The organism is Niastella yeongjuensis (assembly GCF_900110245.1).
Classification (GTDB): domain Bacteria; phylum Bacteroidota; class Bacteroidia; order Chitinophagales; family Chitinophagaceae; genus Niastella; species Niastella yeongjuensis.
Map to the genome: position 1 here is coordinate 213,653 of NZ_FOCZ01000010.1, position 16,826 is coordinate 230,478.

12 protein-coding genes are annotated in these 16,826 nt (G+C 42.4%); 6 read left to right on the forward strand and 6 right to left on the reverse strand.

Annotated elements, in window-relative coordinates; genetic code table 11:
- The first annotated feature begins 43 nt into the window (after nt 1–43).
- Both BMX95_RS24790 and BMX95_RS24795 read left to right on the forward strand, forming a co-directional pair.
- A complete protein-coding gene (locus BMX95_RS24790) occupies nt 44–2,335 on the forward strand; it encodes a GH92 family glycosyl hydrolase (protein WP_081197132.1) in 2,292 nt (763 codons plus the stop codon).
- Between the two features lie 12 nt (nt 2,336–2,347).
- Nucleotides 2,348–3,364 (forward strand): LacI family DNA-binding transcriptional regulator, encoded by a 1,017-nt coding sequence (locus BMX95_RS24795; RefSeq protein ID WP_081197131.1) that lies wholly within the window; start codon nt 2,348–2,350, stop codon nt 3,362–3,364.
- Nucleotides 3,365–3,382: 18 nt separating this feature from the next.
- On the opposite strand, the gene BMX95_RS24800 is transcribed toward BMX95_RS24795, so the two are convergent.
- Complete coding sequence (locus BMX95_RS24800; protein ID WP_081197130.1) at nt 3,383–5,065, reverse strand: PAS domain S-box protein; 1,683 nt, start codon at nt 5,063–5,065, stop codon at nt 3,383–3,385.
- 267 nt (nt 5,066–5,332) lie between these two features.
- Here BMX95_RS24800 and BMX95_RS24805 point away from each other — a divergent pair, with 267 nt between their 5' ends.
- The 4 genes from BMX95_RS24805 to BMX95_RS24820 all read left to right on the forward strand — a co-directional run bounded on the left by BMX95_RS24805 (nt 5,333) and on the right by BMX95_RS24820 (nt 7,786).
- Nucleotides 5,333–5,698, forward strand: a complete 366-nt coding sequence (locus BMX95_RS24805; protein WP_081197129.1) for a phage holin family protein — start codon at nt 5,333–5,335, stop codon at nt 5,696–5,698.
- Between the two features lie 364 nt (nt 5,699–6,062).
- A complete protein-coding gene (locus BMX95_RS24810) occupies nt 6,063–6,329 on the forward strand; it encodes a DUF6520 family protein (RefSeq protein ID WP_081197128.1) in 267 nt (88 codons plus the stop codon).
- Nucleotides 6,330–6,945: 616 nt separating this feature from the next.
- The gene (locus BMX95_RS24815; protein WP_165758786.1) at nt 6,946–7,386 is read left to right on the forward strand and encodes a MauE/DoxX family redox-associated membrane protein; all 441 of its coding nucleotides are present in this window, start codon (nt 6,946–6,948) and stop codon (nt 7,384–7,386) included.
- A gap of 142 nt (nt 7,387–7,528) precedes the next feature.
- Nucleotides 7,529–7,786, forward strand: a complete 258-nt coding sequence (locus BMX95_RS24820) for a hypothetical protein (RefSeq protein ID WP_081197126.1) — start codon at nt 7,529–7,531, stop codon at nt 7,784–7,786.
- Between the two features lie 130 nt (nt 7,787–7,916).
- Here BMX95_RS24820 and BMX95_RS24825 read toward each other — a convergent pair whose 3' ends face one another.
- From BMX95_RS24825 to BMX95_RS24845, 5 genes are all read right to left on the reverse strand, one after another.
- On the reverse strand, nt 7,917–9,287 hold the full coding sequence (locus tag BMX95_RS24825) for a RagB/SusD family nutrient uptake outer membrane protein (protein WP_081197125.1): 1,371 nt from the start codon (nt 9,285–9,287) through the stop codon (nt 7,917–7,919).
- Between the two features lie 19 nt (nt 9,288–9,306).
- Complete coding sequence (locus tag BMX95_RS24830) at nt 9,307–12,750, reverse strand: SusC/RagA family TonB-linked outer membrane protein (RefSeq protein WP_081197124.1); 3,444 nt, start codon at nt 12,748–12,750, stop codon at nt 9,307–9,309.
- 413 nt (nt 12,751–13,163) lie between these two features.
- A complete protein-coding gene (locus BMX95_RS24835; protein WP_081197123.1) occupies nt 13,164–14,435 on the reverse strand; it encodes a FecR family protein in 1,272 nt (423 codons plus the stop codon).
- 147 nt (nt 14,436–14,582) lie between these two features.
- The gene (locus tag BMX95_RS24840) at nt 14,583–15,227 is read right to left on the reverse strand and encodes an RNA polymerase sigma-70 factor (RefSeq protein ID WP_081197122.1); all 645 of its coding nucleotides are present in this window, start codon (nt 15,225–15,227) and stop codon (nt 14,583–14,585) included.
- 362 nt (nt 15,228–15,589) lie between these two features.
- Nucleotides 15,590–16,399 (reverse strand): MBL fold metallo-hydrolase, encoded by an 810-nt coding sequence (locus BMX95_RS24845; RefSeq protein ID WP_081197121.1) that lies wholly within the window; start codon nt 16,397–16,399, stop codon nt 15,590–15,592.
- Between the last annotated feature and the right edge of the window lie 427 nt (nt 16,400–16,826).

Below are 16,826 nucleotides of genomic sequence, written 5' to 3' on the forward strand. Positions count from 1 at the left end.
TCATATCTACCTCCCCGTAGATACAACTAAATTAACTGAGTACATGAGAGCGATTGTCTGCCTGCTAGTGATGTTTGGGTATGGCTATTCCTATGCCCAAACGAGCCAGATCCCGGTTGAACCCGTGGATTATGTGAACCCGTTAATGGGGACCGATTCAAGAATTGAACTTTCTAACGGAAATACGTATCCAGCCATTGCGCTGCCCTGGGGAATGAACTTTTGGGTTCCCCAAACAAACAAAATGGGCGACGGCTGGACGTATCAATACAGCGCCGAAAAGATCAGGGGTTTTAAACAAACCCATCAACCCTCTCCCTGGATAAATGATTACGGCCAGTTCAGCATTATGCCGGTTACCAGGAAAATGAATTTCGACCAGGACAAACGCGCCAGCTGGTTCTCCCATAAAACAGAAAAATCTACCCCTTACTATTATAGTGTTTACCTGGCCGATGCCGATGTAACCACTGAAATTACTCCCACGGACCGTGCTGCCCAATTGCGATTCACTTTTCCGGCATGCGACAGTTCATTCATTGTAATCGATGCTTTCAACAAAGGCTCCTATATAAAGATCATTCCGGGAGAAAGAAAGATCATTGGTTATTCAGCTGACAACAGCGGAGGCGTGCCTGCAGGATTTAAAAACTACTTCGTAGTTTATTTCGATAAAGATTTTACGATAGCACATGCCTGGCATGATAAAACACTGGCGAAGGATACCCTGGAATACCAGGCCAATCACACGGGCGCCATTGTTGGTTTCAAAACCAAAAAAGGCGAACAGGTCCATATAAGAACTGCTTCCTCCTTTATAAGTTTTGAACAGGCTGAGCTAAATGCGCAGCGGGAACTGGGCAATGATTCGTTCGATGCCATTTGTAAAAAAGGCCGTGAATCCTGGAACCGCGAGTTAGGCCGGTTGCTTGCAGAAGGTGGCACGCCCGATCAATTACAAACCTTTTACTCCTGTTTGTACCGGGTGCTGTTATTTCCCCGTAAATTCTATGAATACAACAAGGCCAATGAAATAGTGCATTATAGCCCTTACAACGGACAGGTGTTACCAGGCTATATGTTTACTGACAATGGTTTTTGGGATACGTTCAGGGCAGTATTCCCCTTCTTTACATTAATGTATCCCAGCCTGAACAGCCAGATCATGCAGGGGCTGGTAAACACCTATAAAGAAAGCGGCTGGTTACCTGAGTGGGCGAGCCCCGGCCATCGCGATTGCATGGTAGGCTCCAACTCGGCCTCGCTGATTGCCGATTCGTATATAAAAGGAATACGTGGGTATGATGTCAATACCCTGTATGAAGCTATTGTAAAGAATACAGAAAATGAAGGCCCGCTTTCATCTGTGGGAAGAAAAGGCGTTCAGTATTACAACCAACTGGGTTATGTGCCATATGATGTAAAGATCAATGAGAATGCGGCCCGCACGCTGGAATATGCATATGACGACTTTGCCATTAGTCAGCTGGCCAAAGCAATAAACCGTCCTAAAGAAGAAGTGGATCGTTTTGCCAGGCGCAGCATGAACTATCGCAACCTGTTTGATACCACAACGCTGTTAATGCGGGGAAAAAATAAGGATGGTAGTTTTCAATCGCCGTTCAATCCGTTTAAATGGGGCGATGCTTTTACCGAAGGCAACAGCTATCATTATACCTGGAGCGTTTTCCATGATGTACAGGGGCTGGCAAACCTGATGGGTGGTTCGAAAATGTTTACCAAAATGCTGGACACCGTATTTGCCCTGCCACCGGTTTTTGATGAAAGTTATTATGGGGGTGTTATCCATGAGATCCGTGAAATGCAGATCATGAATATGGGACAATATGCCCACGGCAACCAACCCATTCAGCACATGATCTATTTGTACAATTTTGCCGGCGAACCCTGGAAAACCCAATACTGGATCCGGCAGGTGATGAATAAATTATACCATGCGGCACCTGATGGCTATTGCGGTGATGAAGACAACGGGCAAACCTCGGCCTGGTATGTATTTTCAGCCATGGGCTTTTATCCTGTTTGTCCGGGTACAACCCAATACGTTTTTGGAACACCGTTATTCCGCAAAATGACGCTCAGTTTTGAAAATGGAAAAAAGCTGGTGATACAGGCCCCTGCAACAGACAAAAACAACTTTTATATTCACAATATTTCACTGAACGGAGTTGCACATACAAAAAACTGGATCGACCACAGTCAGTTACAGAAAGGCGGCACATTGTTATACGATGTGAAAAATAAGCCTTCCTATATCCGGGGAACAACACCGGCTGCATATCCGTTTTCGGTATCCCAGGCATTGACCCGATAATACAAAAACCATATGAAAAAAGTATCCATAAAAGATATTGCTCAAATGGCGGGAGTAGCATCGTCGACCGTATCATTTGTGCTGAACGGTAAGGCCCGCAAAATGCGCATCAGCGAAACTGTTGAAAAACGAGTGATTGAGGTAGCCCGTAATGCGGGGTATTACCCCAACCAGTTGGCCATCAGTTTGCGTACCGGCAAATCAAAAACGCTGGGGCTGATAGTAGAGAACATCGGCAACCCATTTTTTGCTACGTTGGCAAAAACGATTGAAGAAGAAGCCGAACAATATGGCTACCGGGTAGTGTATTGCAGTACCGAGAATAATGCATCGAAAGGGAAGGAGCTGATCAATATGTTATCGCAACGGCAGGTGGATGGTTACCTGATAACGCCTGCACCGCATATGGAAGATGATATACAGCAACTGGTTCAGTTGAACCGGCCTGTTGTGTTGATTGACCGCTATTTGCCGGCTGTAGAAGCTTCACATGTATTGGTGAATAATACGGAGGCCGTTGCGCAGGGGATGGCGCACTTGTTTGAACGGGGCTATCGGGAAATAGGTTTTGTTACTGTAGACCTTGACGTTATACAAATGGAAGAACGGCTCGATGGGTATATCGGGGCGCTTTCAAAAGAGGGCATCCGGCTGAATAAAGACAATATTCTTAAAATACCCTATACACACCAACGCGATGAAGCCGTTGAGTTAATTGCGGCGTTGCTGAAGGATAATCCACATCTGGATGCGTTGTTCTTTGCCACCAACTATCTGGCTATCCTGGGGCTGGAGAGCATCAACCGGTTAAAAATGTCTATTCCGCAAGACATTGCCGTTATCAGCTTCGATGATCACGATATCTTTCGCATCTATCCACCCGGCATTACCAGTATTCAACAACCGGTTGAAGCCATTGCTAAAAAAGCGGTGGCCCTGTTGATGGAACAATGCGAAAGCACAGAAAGCAAGCTCTCCAAAACGGAGATAGAGCTTACCGCAAAATTGATCGTAAGAGGGTCTACATAACAGGCCCGTCTTTTAATATTAGTGGTTTACTGGCAGTATAATGGTAAAGGTAGCGCCCATACCGGGCGCGCTTTTAGCGGTAATGATACCATCGTGGTGATCGACAATTTTTTTACATAATGCCAGTCCTATACCTGTTCCGCTATAGGTTCGCATGTTGTTCAGGCGCTGAAAGATGATGAAGATCTGTTCCGCATATTGTTGTTCAAAACCGATGCCGTTGTCACTAAAAACCAGTTTTACATATTCCCTTTCTTCTTCCAAAAGCATTGTTGACGTAATGTTGATGACCGGTTTATTTTCTGAGAACTTTAATGAGTTGCTGATCAAATTCGCAAACAGCTGGTGTAGCTGCAAAGGGATCCCTTTAAGGGTGGGCAGGTCGGTATGAAGAACAGTTGCCTGTTTTTGTTCAATGAGTAACTCATAATCAAATAATACATCCTTCAATACTTTATTGAGATCTGTTTTTTGAAACTGTTCACCGGTTTTGGTAAGCCGGGAATAGTTCAGCACATCATTAATAAGTGTCGACATGCGTTTGGCTGAAGAATAGATCCTGGTAAAATATTTTTCAGTTAACTGGCTGTCGTGAAGATGGTCCTTTACCATATCGGCAAAGGTTTGAATTTTGCGCAATGGCTCCTGCAGATCATGACTGGCTATATATGCAAACTGTTCCAGTTCGTGATTCGATTTTTCGAGTGCCGAATTGGTACTGAGCAGTTCATTGGTACGGGCCAGTACCGTCTTTTCCAGCTCTTCTTTGGCTTTCCTTTGTTCGCCTTCTATGGCCAGGCGCAATCGTTCTTCGCTTTCCTTTATCTGTTGTTCTACTCTTTTCTGGGCGGTGATATCCCGGGCAATCTTGGAAGCACCTATAATAATACCTTTACTGTTTTTAACAGGGGAAATACTGAGTGAAATATCGAGCAGTCTGCCATCTTTGGTAATACGTTTGGTTTCGAAGTGATCGATGCGTTCACCTCTTTTTAAACGCTTCAGTATTGCAGGTTCTTCATCCAGTCTGTTGGGCGGAACTATTTTGGTAATGGAAACGCCGATCATTTCCTGGGCAGTATAGCCAAAGATCCTTTCAGCGCTATTGTTCCAGCTGGTGACAATACCATCCAGGGTTTTACTAATAATAGCGTCGTCAGAAGATTCAACAATGGCCGCAAAATGACCGTTACTTTCTTCTACAGTCTTTTGCTCTGTTATATCCACCAGCATGTTAACGGCACCAGTTACTTTTCCGGCGGTATTTATAAAAGGTTTGGAATGCGGCATAATGATCCGCCGCTTGCCATCGGGGCGTTCAATGATGATGGGGGTGTCCTGAATTTCCCGTCCTTCTTTTATGGCAATCGCCATTGGGCACTGGTCTAATGCCAGCGCCTTTCCATCCATCGTGTATATTATAGGCGAACCGCACCAGGCCTCTTTACCAATTTCCGGTTCCCGGCCCCACAGGGCCGCGGCGGCTTTATTATAAGAAAGAATAAAACCATTGGCATCGCAGGTATAGATGGCGGCAGGCAAAGCCTGTATCAGCTGTTGAGCCGTATAGGTTGGCGGTGTATCTGTTTCGAGAAAGTGTATCAATTGTTCATTGCCGCTGTCAGGGGAGGTCCGGGGCAGGGACGAGGGTCTGGGGTCACTATTTGGTCTTTTTAACTGCGGCATTTCTTTTGATTTCATATCTGATATATAACGTATGTTATATGATTTTAAAAATTTATGCCAATGGTCGTATATTCATTGGTATTTTATAACATATTGTTTTATAAACAGTTCAGTTTGTTTCACCTGCTCTACATATTTTATAAAAAATGGGGCGTATTGAGGTAAGAAGACTGATATCAATCATTTCAAGGTAAGTCGCGTGCGGTTAACTTTGTGCAGGATAGCCGCCATTCTAATAATTTTTTAATGTGGATAGCCGGATAGACCATTAATACGGGCATTATGAGTAATTCATTTGACAAGTGGGAGGGATTAACCGACCATGTAAAGGAATATATCAATACCAGGGTTGAATTAACCAAACTACAGATTGCTGAAAAAACCTCGTTGATCATAAGTCAGTTGATCGCCATTACCATTGTTGCCCTGTTTTTTTTACTTTTTTTGATTTTTGGAAGTATTGCCGGCGCCTGGGCGTTGAGTAACTGGATAGGAAAACCGTATGCCGGTTTTTTGATAGTAGCCGGTATTTATTTGCTGTTGGGTATTATAGTGTGGATAGCAAGAGGCCGGTTTTTACGTTATCCTATAATGAATGCAATAATAAGGCAGTTGCAAAAGAAGGATGACAACAATGAAAGTTCCTGATCTCCTGTACAATATAGATATATAACGTTTACAATGATATGAAAAGATCATTGTTTGATGATTTTATTTGAATAAAATCTTTTTCTTCTTTATTTTTATTCAGATTCCCCGGTAAACTTCCAAACCTCAAAGCAGGTATTCGGCGTGATTGTATTCATAACCCAGATGGATAGTCTGCCGTTTTCCGACTAACGTGACTCTTCCAACCGAACAAGTTTTGCAAGTATTATTTTAATGTATGCAGATTATATAATACGCATGTTTGAATACGTGAGGTATTCGAATAACCGTTATTTATTGGATTTGTATGCACCCAAATGACTTCCCTATTCCGGAAGCTACTGTTAACCATTAAACACCTGAAATGAAAAGGATCAAACTTGTTTTAAACATTACCGCCATTACCATTGCCATTGCCGGCGCTATTGCCACCAGCTTTTATATGCAAGACAATGACCAGCCTCAGTATATTCCCGTGAACAATGCTTTTGCACCCGTTGGTGATTTTGGTACCGACTATAACTGCCACGATACTCCTGGTGTATGTACGTATTACCAGCCCGATCCGGTTGCCCGGCCTAAGGAATATTCACCGCATCGGATTGGGAAATACGTGCCGGCCGATCAATAAACGGGCACAGTTATAAAGGAGGCAACAGGTTATATAACAGGTATAGCCGAAAGCTTGTATTGAAGTATACAGGTAAACCATTACTGTGTAGTTAGTCTACCATATTGGAAGATTTTGTGTCTTGTTATGTCAATGAATGAACCTATCATTGATGTATACCCTGCCTTTATGAATGGAGATTTTTATATTAATAACTTATGATGAATTATTTATTAAAAAACACGGGATCTGTAATTGACCCGTTTTTTTTATGTAGTTTGCCCGGGAAGCGGTATTTAAACGAACCGTAAAAATATATAATGGGTATTCGACGCCTAACCAGTTTTTGTTTTATGCAATCATGTGTTGGTTGATTAATTGTTAAAAGGATGTTTATTTGCATTATAAGGCAAACTGGAAGATGTAACTTAAATAATCTAAAAATAACTGATATAAATTTTTGAACATAGTCTATTAGTATATAACTTTAGTTCTATCAATCGCTCTCAATTCTACCTTTCTACCTTATCCCCTGAACACCTTATTCTAACCTACATCTAACGTTTAACAGGAACCAGTGAAATTTGGGATGCTTCCATTCGTCAATAACTCTTGCGCCCTTAATACCCATTCATATATGAAAAGAAAGATTATTATTGAAATAATATCTTCCTTGTTGATATTGCTTTTTTTATATGCAAGTGTAAGCAAATGGCTTGCGTTTAAAACTTTTATTGGCGAAATGAACAATCAACCGTTCCCTAACTGGATGACCCCTTACCTGGTTTGGGGTATTCCTATTATTGAAGTATTGATTTCCATTGGCCTGATGTTCGAGAAAACCAGAGTGTCTGCGTTGTATGCTTCCTTTGTGCTCATGACAGCGTTTACGATCTACACAGTGGCTATACTGCTACATGCGTTCGATTATGTTCCCTGTTCCTGTGGTGGCGTGATCAGAAAACTCACCTGGCCTCAACACCTTTTCTTTAACCTGTTTTTTGTTGTTATCTCCCTATTGGGCATCTGGCTTAAAAAGAGGGAACCAGTAGAGGCAGTACGTACAGCGGGCGCATAAAAAACACTTATCAAATACATAAACTCTTTCCTGTTTTGCTATTGCACTTATTCCGGAGTAAGCTGCGTGGCGGTAACAGGTCAGGCGTAGCCGAAAACCTGCATAATAGAGTAGGCGATTAACCATTAGAAAAAGGACAACAATGAACAAAATTAAAGTGGCATTCGTTGCGATTGCAATTCTGGCTGGCGTTGGTGGTGCATTTGCTACCAATTGCGAACAATGCGCAAATTCACCTCAATACGTTTGGAACGGAAGCATGTATGTGCGGGTAGGTATTATTGGAGAAGATTATGATTGCTTTATTGGCGCCGGCGTTTGCACTTTCTATCAACCCGATCCCATCGGTCAACCCAACAATTATGCGCCTTGCCACGAAGGCGGTTGGTTTCAGCTGTAATTGGTAGTTAAAGCTCTGTTTAATTGATGAGGTTAATGTAGTATGCATGCTGTAGTCACATCAATTATAAAGTACAAGTCATTCTAACAGGCCAGTCATTTTTTATGACTGGCCTTTTGATAAAATGAAATCAGTCTCTCTTGTTTTGTAAATAATGCCCCATCATTAGGGCATCGGGGGGAATGGGCAGCGCATACTTGTTGCTATTGGCCGGTAAGGTATACGGCTGGTTGTTTATCATCCTGGTTGGAATAATGTTACGCTTTTCAATGTTCAGTCTCCTCATGTCTGTCCAGCGTACGCCTCGCAAAGGCATTTCTTTTCTTCTTTCAATAAGTATCGTATCTAAGGCTTCTTTTGCAGTCAATGAGGTATAAGGAATAAAAGTGCCGGTTTTATATCTTTGTATCAGCAGCTTATTCAGGTCATTAATGGCGTTGGTAACGTCGCCTGCCCTGGCGCGGCATTCGGCCCTGATCAGGTACATTTCATCGGTTGCTAAACCGGTAAAAGCATAGTTGGATGCGTTATAAGTATTTTTAAAATTGACCTTACCTCCGGCTGCTACGGTAAAAAACAGCGAACGCCGCAGATCATTTACTGCATACTGACTATACAACAAGGTATCCAGGTAACAATAGCTAATGCCTTTTACTACATTGGTTTCACTAATCTTGCTTTGATACATAGTTTCCACATTCGTACGATCGAAGGGCCTCGATGTAATCAGGTCCTTTAAGTTATAATCAATTAGCGCATTAAATTGCTTTAAACAATTATCGGCATAGAGGCCTGCATTTTCGTAATCACGCATGCTTAAATATACGCGGGCCAGTAAGGCATTGGCGGCTGGTTTGTTGGGCCGGTTAAGGTAAATGGTTACTGTTTCCGGTAACAGCTCTTTAGCCAGCTGCAGGTCATTCAATATTTGCGTGTAGGTTTGCTGAATGGATGCTCGTGTTAACTCTTCATCAACATTGGGCGTAAGCTTTAAAGGTATGCCCAGGTCTGCTGAAGCTGTTTCAGCGTTATATGGCATGGCAAAAACCTGCGCCAGGTTATAAAAAGCATAAGCCCTGATAAAAAGGGCAGCACCTTTCAGGTTATTCCATTGTTGCAGGTTGCCCGGTGTTTGGGAAACCTTATTCAATCCATCCAGTACTACATTGGCAGTTAATACCTGTTCATAGGGCGTATTCCAGTCTGTAACCTTACCTTCTCCCTCGTAAATATCTTCTGCCCATACATAGGCATTCTTTTCTTTTTTACTGAGTATTTGCCAGTAACCGGGCAGTATGTAAAAATTATCAGCAGATAACTCGCCTAAAGCAGGTGTAAAACTTAATGTGGCCTCGTCATCGAGCAGCTGCTGAAAATCTTCAAGGGAAGTTGGAACAACTACATTGGAGTTGGGTTTTTCATCCAGAAATTCCTTTTTGCTGCAGCCGGGCATGCCCAAACAAAGTATAAATAAGCCGAGATATGTGTTATTAACTTTCATTGGAAAAGGAATAAGCTGACTAAAAATCGATTTTTAAACCTGCGGCAATAGTTCTGGGCGGAATAACACCTGAAATATAATCCGGATCAACACCGGCATGATTGGCCTTCCAAAGAATTCCAAGGTTATTGGTGTACACGTATACCCTGAACTGGTTCACGGGCAACCACCGCATCTCGCTTTTGTTAAGCTGATAACTTAACTGAACATCCTGCAACCTGATGTGGTCGCCCTTCTCGATCAATATATCCGAATAAGAATAAAAACTACTTCTGTTTAAACTCTCAGTAAATGTCATGGATGGTACAGAGGTAATATTTTCATCACCTGGTTTCTGCCACCGCTTTTCATAATCCGGGTGGCCTGGCACAGGCCCATAGAACAGATTATAATAATTTATGGAAGGTCTTCTGAAATAATATCCCATTTTCCAGGTAATGGTAAACGACAGCTCCATTTGTTTATAACCGAAATTATTACGAAGGCTACCAAAATAAACCGGGTTGGCCGGGCCTCTGTATATCAGGTTAGAGAGATCCGATGAATTATTTATGGCGCTGTAATTGTTGCTGATCTCTTTATTGAGGTAACCAAGTGGGTCACCGGTATTCGGATCGAGGCCCATCCATTTTAAACTGTAGATAGAATAAAGCGGTTTGCCTTTAATGGGACTCATATACCTGGGATCACAATAATACCAAACCGCGCTTTGCTGTACTTTATAATCGGTAACCTTATCTGCATTATAACTAAACAACAGCGTGCTGAACCATTTAAACTGTTTATTGATGTTTTTAGTGCGAAGCATGATGTCTACGCCTTTGCCCTTCATATCAGCTGTATTCCCCCTGAACTGGGTAACACCGGTGGTAGGGTCAAGCGGACTGTTACCAATAAGATCAATTCCTTTACGGGTATAATATTCCAGGCTGCCTTCTACAATACTGTTCTTTGTCGCAAAATCAACCCCGAAATTGACCATATGATTCTTTTCCCACCGTAAGGATGGGTTGGGTGGGTTATCGATAGACGCAGACAATACATTATACAGATTGGGCGCATCAATACTGGCAGTAGTGAATGCAGACACCGTTCTGTCAACATTGCCTTTGTACCCATTGGTGACACGCAATCTCAAAAGGGGTAACCAGCCAATTGTATAAAACTTTTCCTGGTTCAATTCCCAGCTGGCGCCTAGCGACCAAAGGGGTACGCCCTTCTGGTTGGTTTTCACGCCAAAGAGATTCGATTCATCTTTGCGAATGCTGGCCGATAAAATGTACCTTCTTTGAAAAATGTATTTTGCGTTCAGGTAATAAGAAACAAAATTGTCTGTCTGGGTACGGCTGTTGTTTCTGTATTCGATCTTTTTAGAGGCAGCCGGCGCCTGATACAGGGGATAGGTATTCTCGTAATCTACGGGGTAGAGGTTGGACAAACTTTGATTGTACCCATAGGTACGTAGGGCATCATAATATGTTTTTGTACCCCTTACCTCTGCGCCCGCCAATGCGGTAAGCTGGTGGTATTGGCTGTGATTGCGATTATACCAGCCAGTATTATAGTTTAACTGTGTACGAATGTTGTGCGTTTCATATTGAACTGTATTCTGGTCTAAAATGCTGCCCAGGGGAATATGATGGACGATCAGTCCCGTGTCCTCTGTAAACTGGTTTATTAAATTACGGGTAAAGTAAGTTTGTTGGCTGTAATAATTATTCTGTTCAATAAATCCTTTATTGTATTGATAAAGAGCCGTTGCATTCAATCCTTTAAATAGGGTGTATTTAACATCACCATTAATACGATAGTCGGTTGTTTTTGAGGTATTATTACTATTCCTCAGTTCGTCGTAAGGCCGATAGTTCCAGTCTAACAGTTTCCCTTTGCCTGCTGTATCTTTAAATGCCTGTCTGATATCTGCAGGTGCGGTTAAGGCATTCCCATAATCATCTACCAGGTCAAGGTAAGGGTAGGGAGCGTTCAAGGCTCCGATATTATTATTTTGTGCCCGGGCTTCGGTATAAACAATAGCCGTATTCAGTTCCAGTTTCTTTTTTAACCAGGAGAATGAATTATTGGCGGTAAGGGTTAAGCGATCATAACCGTTCCTGACCAGGTTGTCAAGGTTTTTATCATAACCCAGTGACAAATAATAATTATTGTTGGCGCTGCCACCATTGGCATTTACCGAGTATTGCTGGTTGACGCTGGAGCGGTAGAAATATTTTTCAAGGTCTTTACGTGTATCCTGACCCCGCAACACATTTAATTGTTGTTCGGCCTCGTCGTGCGAAATCAACTTGTCTCTTTCTTTAATGAGAATTTCAACTACGGGTGATAAGGCCGGGCGAAGCTGGTTTGATTCATTAATATTATAAAATCCATTACCGAATAGATATTTCTCTACATCTATAAAGTCGGAGGAATTTAATACAGGTTTAAAATACAGGTCAGGTTTTTGACCTACTGTCACATTGCTGTTGGCGGAAAGTTTAAGCGGCTGGTTATACCGGCCCTTTTTGGTGGTAATAACGATAACTCCATTGCCGGCATAGGCGCCCCAGATAGAAGCTGCATCTGCGTCTTTTAAAACCGTGATGCTTTCAACATCATTGGGGTTTATGTTATTGATATCGCCGGAATAAGGGAAGTTGTCGACTACAATTAAGGGATTGGCATTTGCGTAAATGGTGCTTCTGCCCCGGATGGAAATGTTTGACTGGTTGGTATTGGGGTTAATATTTTTATTGAATGTCAGCCCACTGGTAATGCCTTCCAGCCGGTCTATAACGCCGGTTGATACGCGGCGGTTGAGCAGTTCATTGTCTATTTTTACAAAAGAGCCCGGGGTTTTATCTTTTGTGATTTTCTGGTAGCCGGTTGAAACTACCTGCACTTTGTTCAATTCACTAATGTGTTGTTTTAACCTTACATTCAATTCAGGTTCTCCCTGCCAGTTAACCTCTTCCGGTTCGTAGTTGATACTGGTAACAATAATGTTCAATTCAATTTCATCTACTCCGTTTAATTTGAATTCGCCGGCTTCGTTGGTGCTGGTTTGCTGGTGGCTGTCTTTTATGGTAATGGTGGCACCGGGTATGGGATCGCCCTGTTCATTCAATATTTTGCCTTTAATATTGGCTAGCTTTTTACCCATAACACTTTGCCGGCCCCGGGGAATTACCGTAACGATCTTGTCTATGATGGTGTAGGTACAGGTCTGGTACCTGAAAAATTCGTCAAGCAGTTGTTCAATACTGGCGTTAACAACGTTAATATTTACCGGCTTTATTTGGGAAGAGATGGAATTGGTGTTGAAGATGGTATAGCCTGCCTCTTTTTCCAGCACTTTGCGCAGGTCGGTAATGGTTACATGCTTTTTGGAGAAAGTGATTTGGGCAAGTGCGGGCACACTTGTAAGTACACAAGCAATGATTAGAAAAGCAGTTATGTGTTTCATAATCAGAGACCTCCTCCAAATTGAGAAATACCGCCTGAAATACCCCTTGAACTGAAACCTTTATTTCGTGTGTAAAAATAAAAATAGTCAACCAAATGCCTGCACAATCGGAAAAAAGTTGACTAAAATACAGGTTTTCCCCTTATGGATAACTACATACCATATCCGTGTGTTAAAATTACACTTTCGTATTGATGCCAGGATGAATATATAAAAAAATTAAGCTACCCAACTGCGAGCCATGAGCGAGCAAGCTCATGGTCGCAGGGCAGCTTTTAGCTAAACGCTGTTCGGGTTCATATCGTTCTCCAATGGAAGAACAGCGTTAGATGTGGTTTAATGATTAACGGGAGAGCAATTATTTTTACCCCTATAAAATAGGTGCCTTTCGTTAATATATAAGTTGAATGTAACTACACTGACGTTACAATGATCGTTCTGTCTTTTTCGTTCAACCTGGCTTTTATATTATTGATATTGAGCAATTTGATTATGTCCTGGATAGAAGCATCCCGGCGCAGTCTGCCTTCAAAGTCTGTTTCGGGCTTTTTTCCCTGAAACACGACATTGACATCGTACCAGCGTTCTATTTGCCGCATAGTGTATTCGAGATCGTGGCCGCCAACCGGGATAAACCCGTTTGTCCAGCCAATTATATCTTCCGCATCAACATGTTGAACGGATATATTGCCTGCACCAAGTTTTGCCTGTTCGCCGGGGCGTATTGTTTGAAAGCTGTTACCGGAGGTTACTTTTACTTTCCCTTCTACCAGGGTTGTTTTGATGGCACCTTCTTCGATGTAGGCCATTACGTTAAAATGGGTGCCCAGTACTTCTACTTCGTTTCTATTTCCGGCCGGGGTGTTTATTTTAACGATAAATGGTGTTTTGGCAATTTGACCTTTTTGCTGTTGGGCGCCCGGTTGGATTTGGGGGTTAACTTCAAAATAAGCTTCGCCGGTGAGCTCGACAACTCGCTCGTTCCCGGCGAAGGCTATAGGAAAACGCAATGATGAAGCCGCATTTAACCAAACTTTACTTCCGTCAGGTAAAGTGATCTGGTATTCGCCCCCTCTTGGGGTAGTAACTGTATTAAATAAATCATTTGATTTAACAGATCCGTCAGAATCCGGCTTCTTGTTATATATTAACCGTCCATCAGTCTTGGTTACCTGCATGTGACCCTGTTCGGCCACATTTCCATTCTGCACATTGTTCAGAATGATCGATGATCCATCAGCCAGGGTCAGCGTGGCCTTATTACCGCCAGGAATGATCCTGTTTTTTTCGCCACCATTATTTTTATTGTTACTGGCTGTTTGGTTGGTTGCGAACTGGCGATTAAAGTACCAGCCGCCTACTGAAAGAAACAGGATGACAACCGCTGCTGCGGCTATTTTGAAAATAAGCGTCTTTGACGTTTTCTTTTCCGGATACAGATCTATCAGTTTGGCACCGCCATCGATCTTCTGCAGCGTTTTCTTCCATATAGCTTCACTATCAGCACTTGCATACAGCCTTAATTTTTCACGTAACTCATTTTTATCGGTGAGTTGTTTGAAAAACGCATCATTATGTTCAGCTTCCGCCAACCATGCTTTAAGTTCCAGATCCTCTTCTGCACTCAGTCTCTCTTCCAGGAACTTCTCTATCAGACTTGTGATTCTATTTACCTTTTCCTGCATAATTATGGTATTTAAAACTTCAAAGTGGCCTCAAATCATATGGGAAGCGCCTAACCCTCGGAGCCTTTTTTACCTTCTTATATAAAAACAACGAAGTGACGTTTTTGACAAAAAAAAACTATAAAAATAAATCTGGGCAATTGTGACTCAGTGCATATATAAAAAAGACACTATGTTTTCGGGGATGGGTTCATTTTTCAGTTTGCAGGTAATTGACCCGTTCAGGCAAAAGCTTACAAATACTGCCACCAGTAATCTTTTTTTCAGCAATTGTATGGCCCGTCGTTTCTGGTTCAATACATTTCGCGCGGTGATGTGTAGTTTTTCAGCCACCTCATCGGTACTGGCATCTTCAAAATAAATGAGCTTGAAAATGGTTTTGCATTTGTTGGGCAGGGTTTCTATCAGGGGATAGATCTTTCGCAACAGTTCGCCCTCTATCATGTCGGTGATAATATCCTGATCGTCTTTGTCTTTTTGTAAATAGGATAATTCACTTTGAGAGGCCGTTTTTCTTTGAATATGCCTCAGGTAATTCAAACAGGCATTGCGGGTGGCAACAAACAGGAATGCCTTTATATGTTCTTCTGTCTGAAACACAGTATGGCGTTGCCAAAGTTTTGTAAAGGCTTCAGAAACAATATCTTCAGCCTGCTCTTTGTCCTTTACCAATTGCATGGCACAGGTAAAGAGGATCTTGTTGTAGTTTTCGAAGATGATTCGAAATGCACTACTGCTTCCTTGATTAAATGCTGCGAGCCAATTTTCCTTTTCCGTAAATTTCTTCTTCATCTGGTTTCAATTTATGATCATCTGTGTAGGGCCCATATTGGCAACATATGTTTGGCAACCCTCCGGTGCTTACCGAGGGAAATAGGTGATAAGGTTAATGACTATCAATAAATTGCTAATGGTACAGGAATAACTATCCAGTTTCAATTAACGGAGGTTGCTAAAATCAAGGCAGTCGTGGAACCAGAAATGCACGTTATATGCTTCATCCCTAAAACAACTAACGGCGGGCTGCAAGTTTACAAAAATATATTAAAAATTGACTTAAGTGTTTTCTCTGAGTACCAAAAGTGACTAATCTGGTTTTTCCAGTGAAAAAACGGTAGCGGGCTTTTGTCATCCAATGGTAAAATATTGGAAGCTTAATAAATGGAAAGATGGCGACTGATGGATTTTTCAAAGATAGAGCGGGCACCATCGGCGATATTCATCCATTCAAAGGCACCATACATCGCGTCGAAAGCGAGGGGGTGTACCCGTTCATTGATGAATTCAATGTCTTTTTTGGGAAGGGGAATATGGTTGGGATAACTATACATAAAGGACATGTGCCGGCGGCTGGGCGCTATGTAAATACTGTCACCGGTAAGTAAACAACCTGCTCTTCCGTGATCGGGTAGGTGCAATACGGTACTTCCGGGAAAATGGCCGCCTACATGAACGATGCTGATATTGTCCCACAGCCTTTTTGAAGCGCCATTCCATAGCTCAATATAACCACCCGGGTCTTTGATCCATTCTTTATCGCTGGCATGCAAATAAATAGGACAGTCGAACGCGGTAGCCCAATCCTGCATCAAACTATAGTAATGCGGGTGCGAAATGGCAATAGCGCTGATACCGCCTAATGACCTGATAAAAGCAATGGTTTGATCATCGATGAATGGCAGGCAATCCCATAAGACATTGCCCGAGGAAGAAAGCACCAGGTGCGCTTTTTGCGCAATGGCAAATGCCGGTGAAATTCGAAGATCGTATAGGGTTGATAGTAAGCGGGAAAACCGAATGGTGCTCCGGGTAGCCAGTTCATTGTAGCTCGTCCAGATCTGCCCGGTAAAACCCGGGTATTGCCGGTCGTCTGCACAGATCTCGCAAATAGTGGGAATAATAGAAGTACCGTATCGAACACCGCAGGTATTGCAAATGTTCTTTGCCGAAGGCGAAATAATCATAGAAAAGTGTTTGCGTAGAATGCTGCTATAGAGATTCAGACTTTTAACAACGTTAACCGGAACGCACTATAATTATTTATATCAGGTTTTCTGATAATGCAAAGTTAATACCAGAAATTTTTCGGTTTTGCCCAAAAAGAGAATGACGTTTTTTGCGTATATTTATGTTTCACCAAAGAAAAGGAGGTATTCATGAAATCTACAGATCATTCATGGACACTTTCGGTTAGTATCGCCTAACTGGGGTATCGATCCATCAAAATATCTGCTGACAAGTGTCAGGATCCCGACGGTCACCGTCGGGATTTTTTTTGCACATGGGATTGAGAAAACCAGCTTGTAGGTTGATTAGCATTTGTTTACGATACAGGGATTCGCCTATAAAGATTGTAATTGGCTGGAAGCCAATTATTTGAGAAGTCTCTCC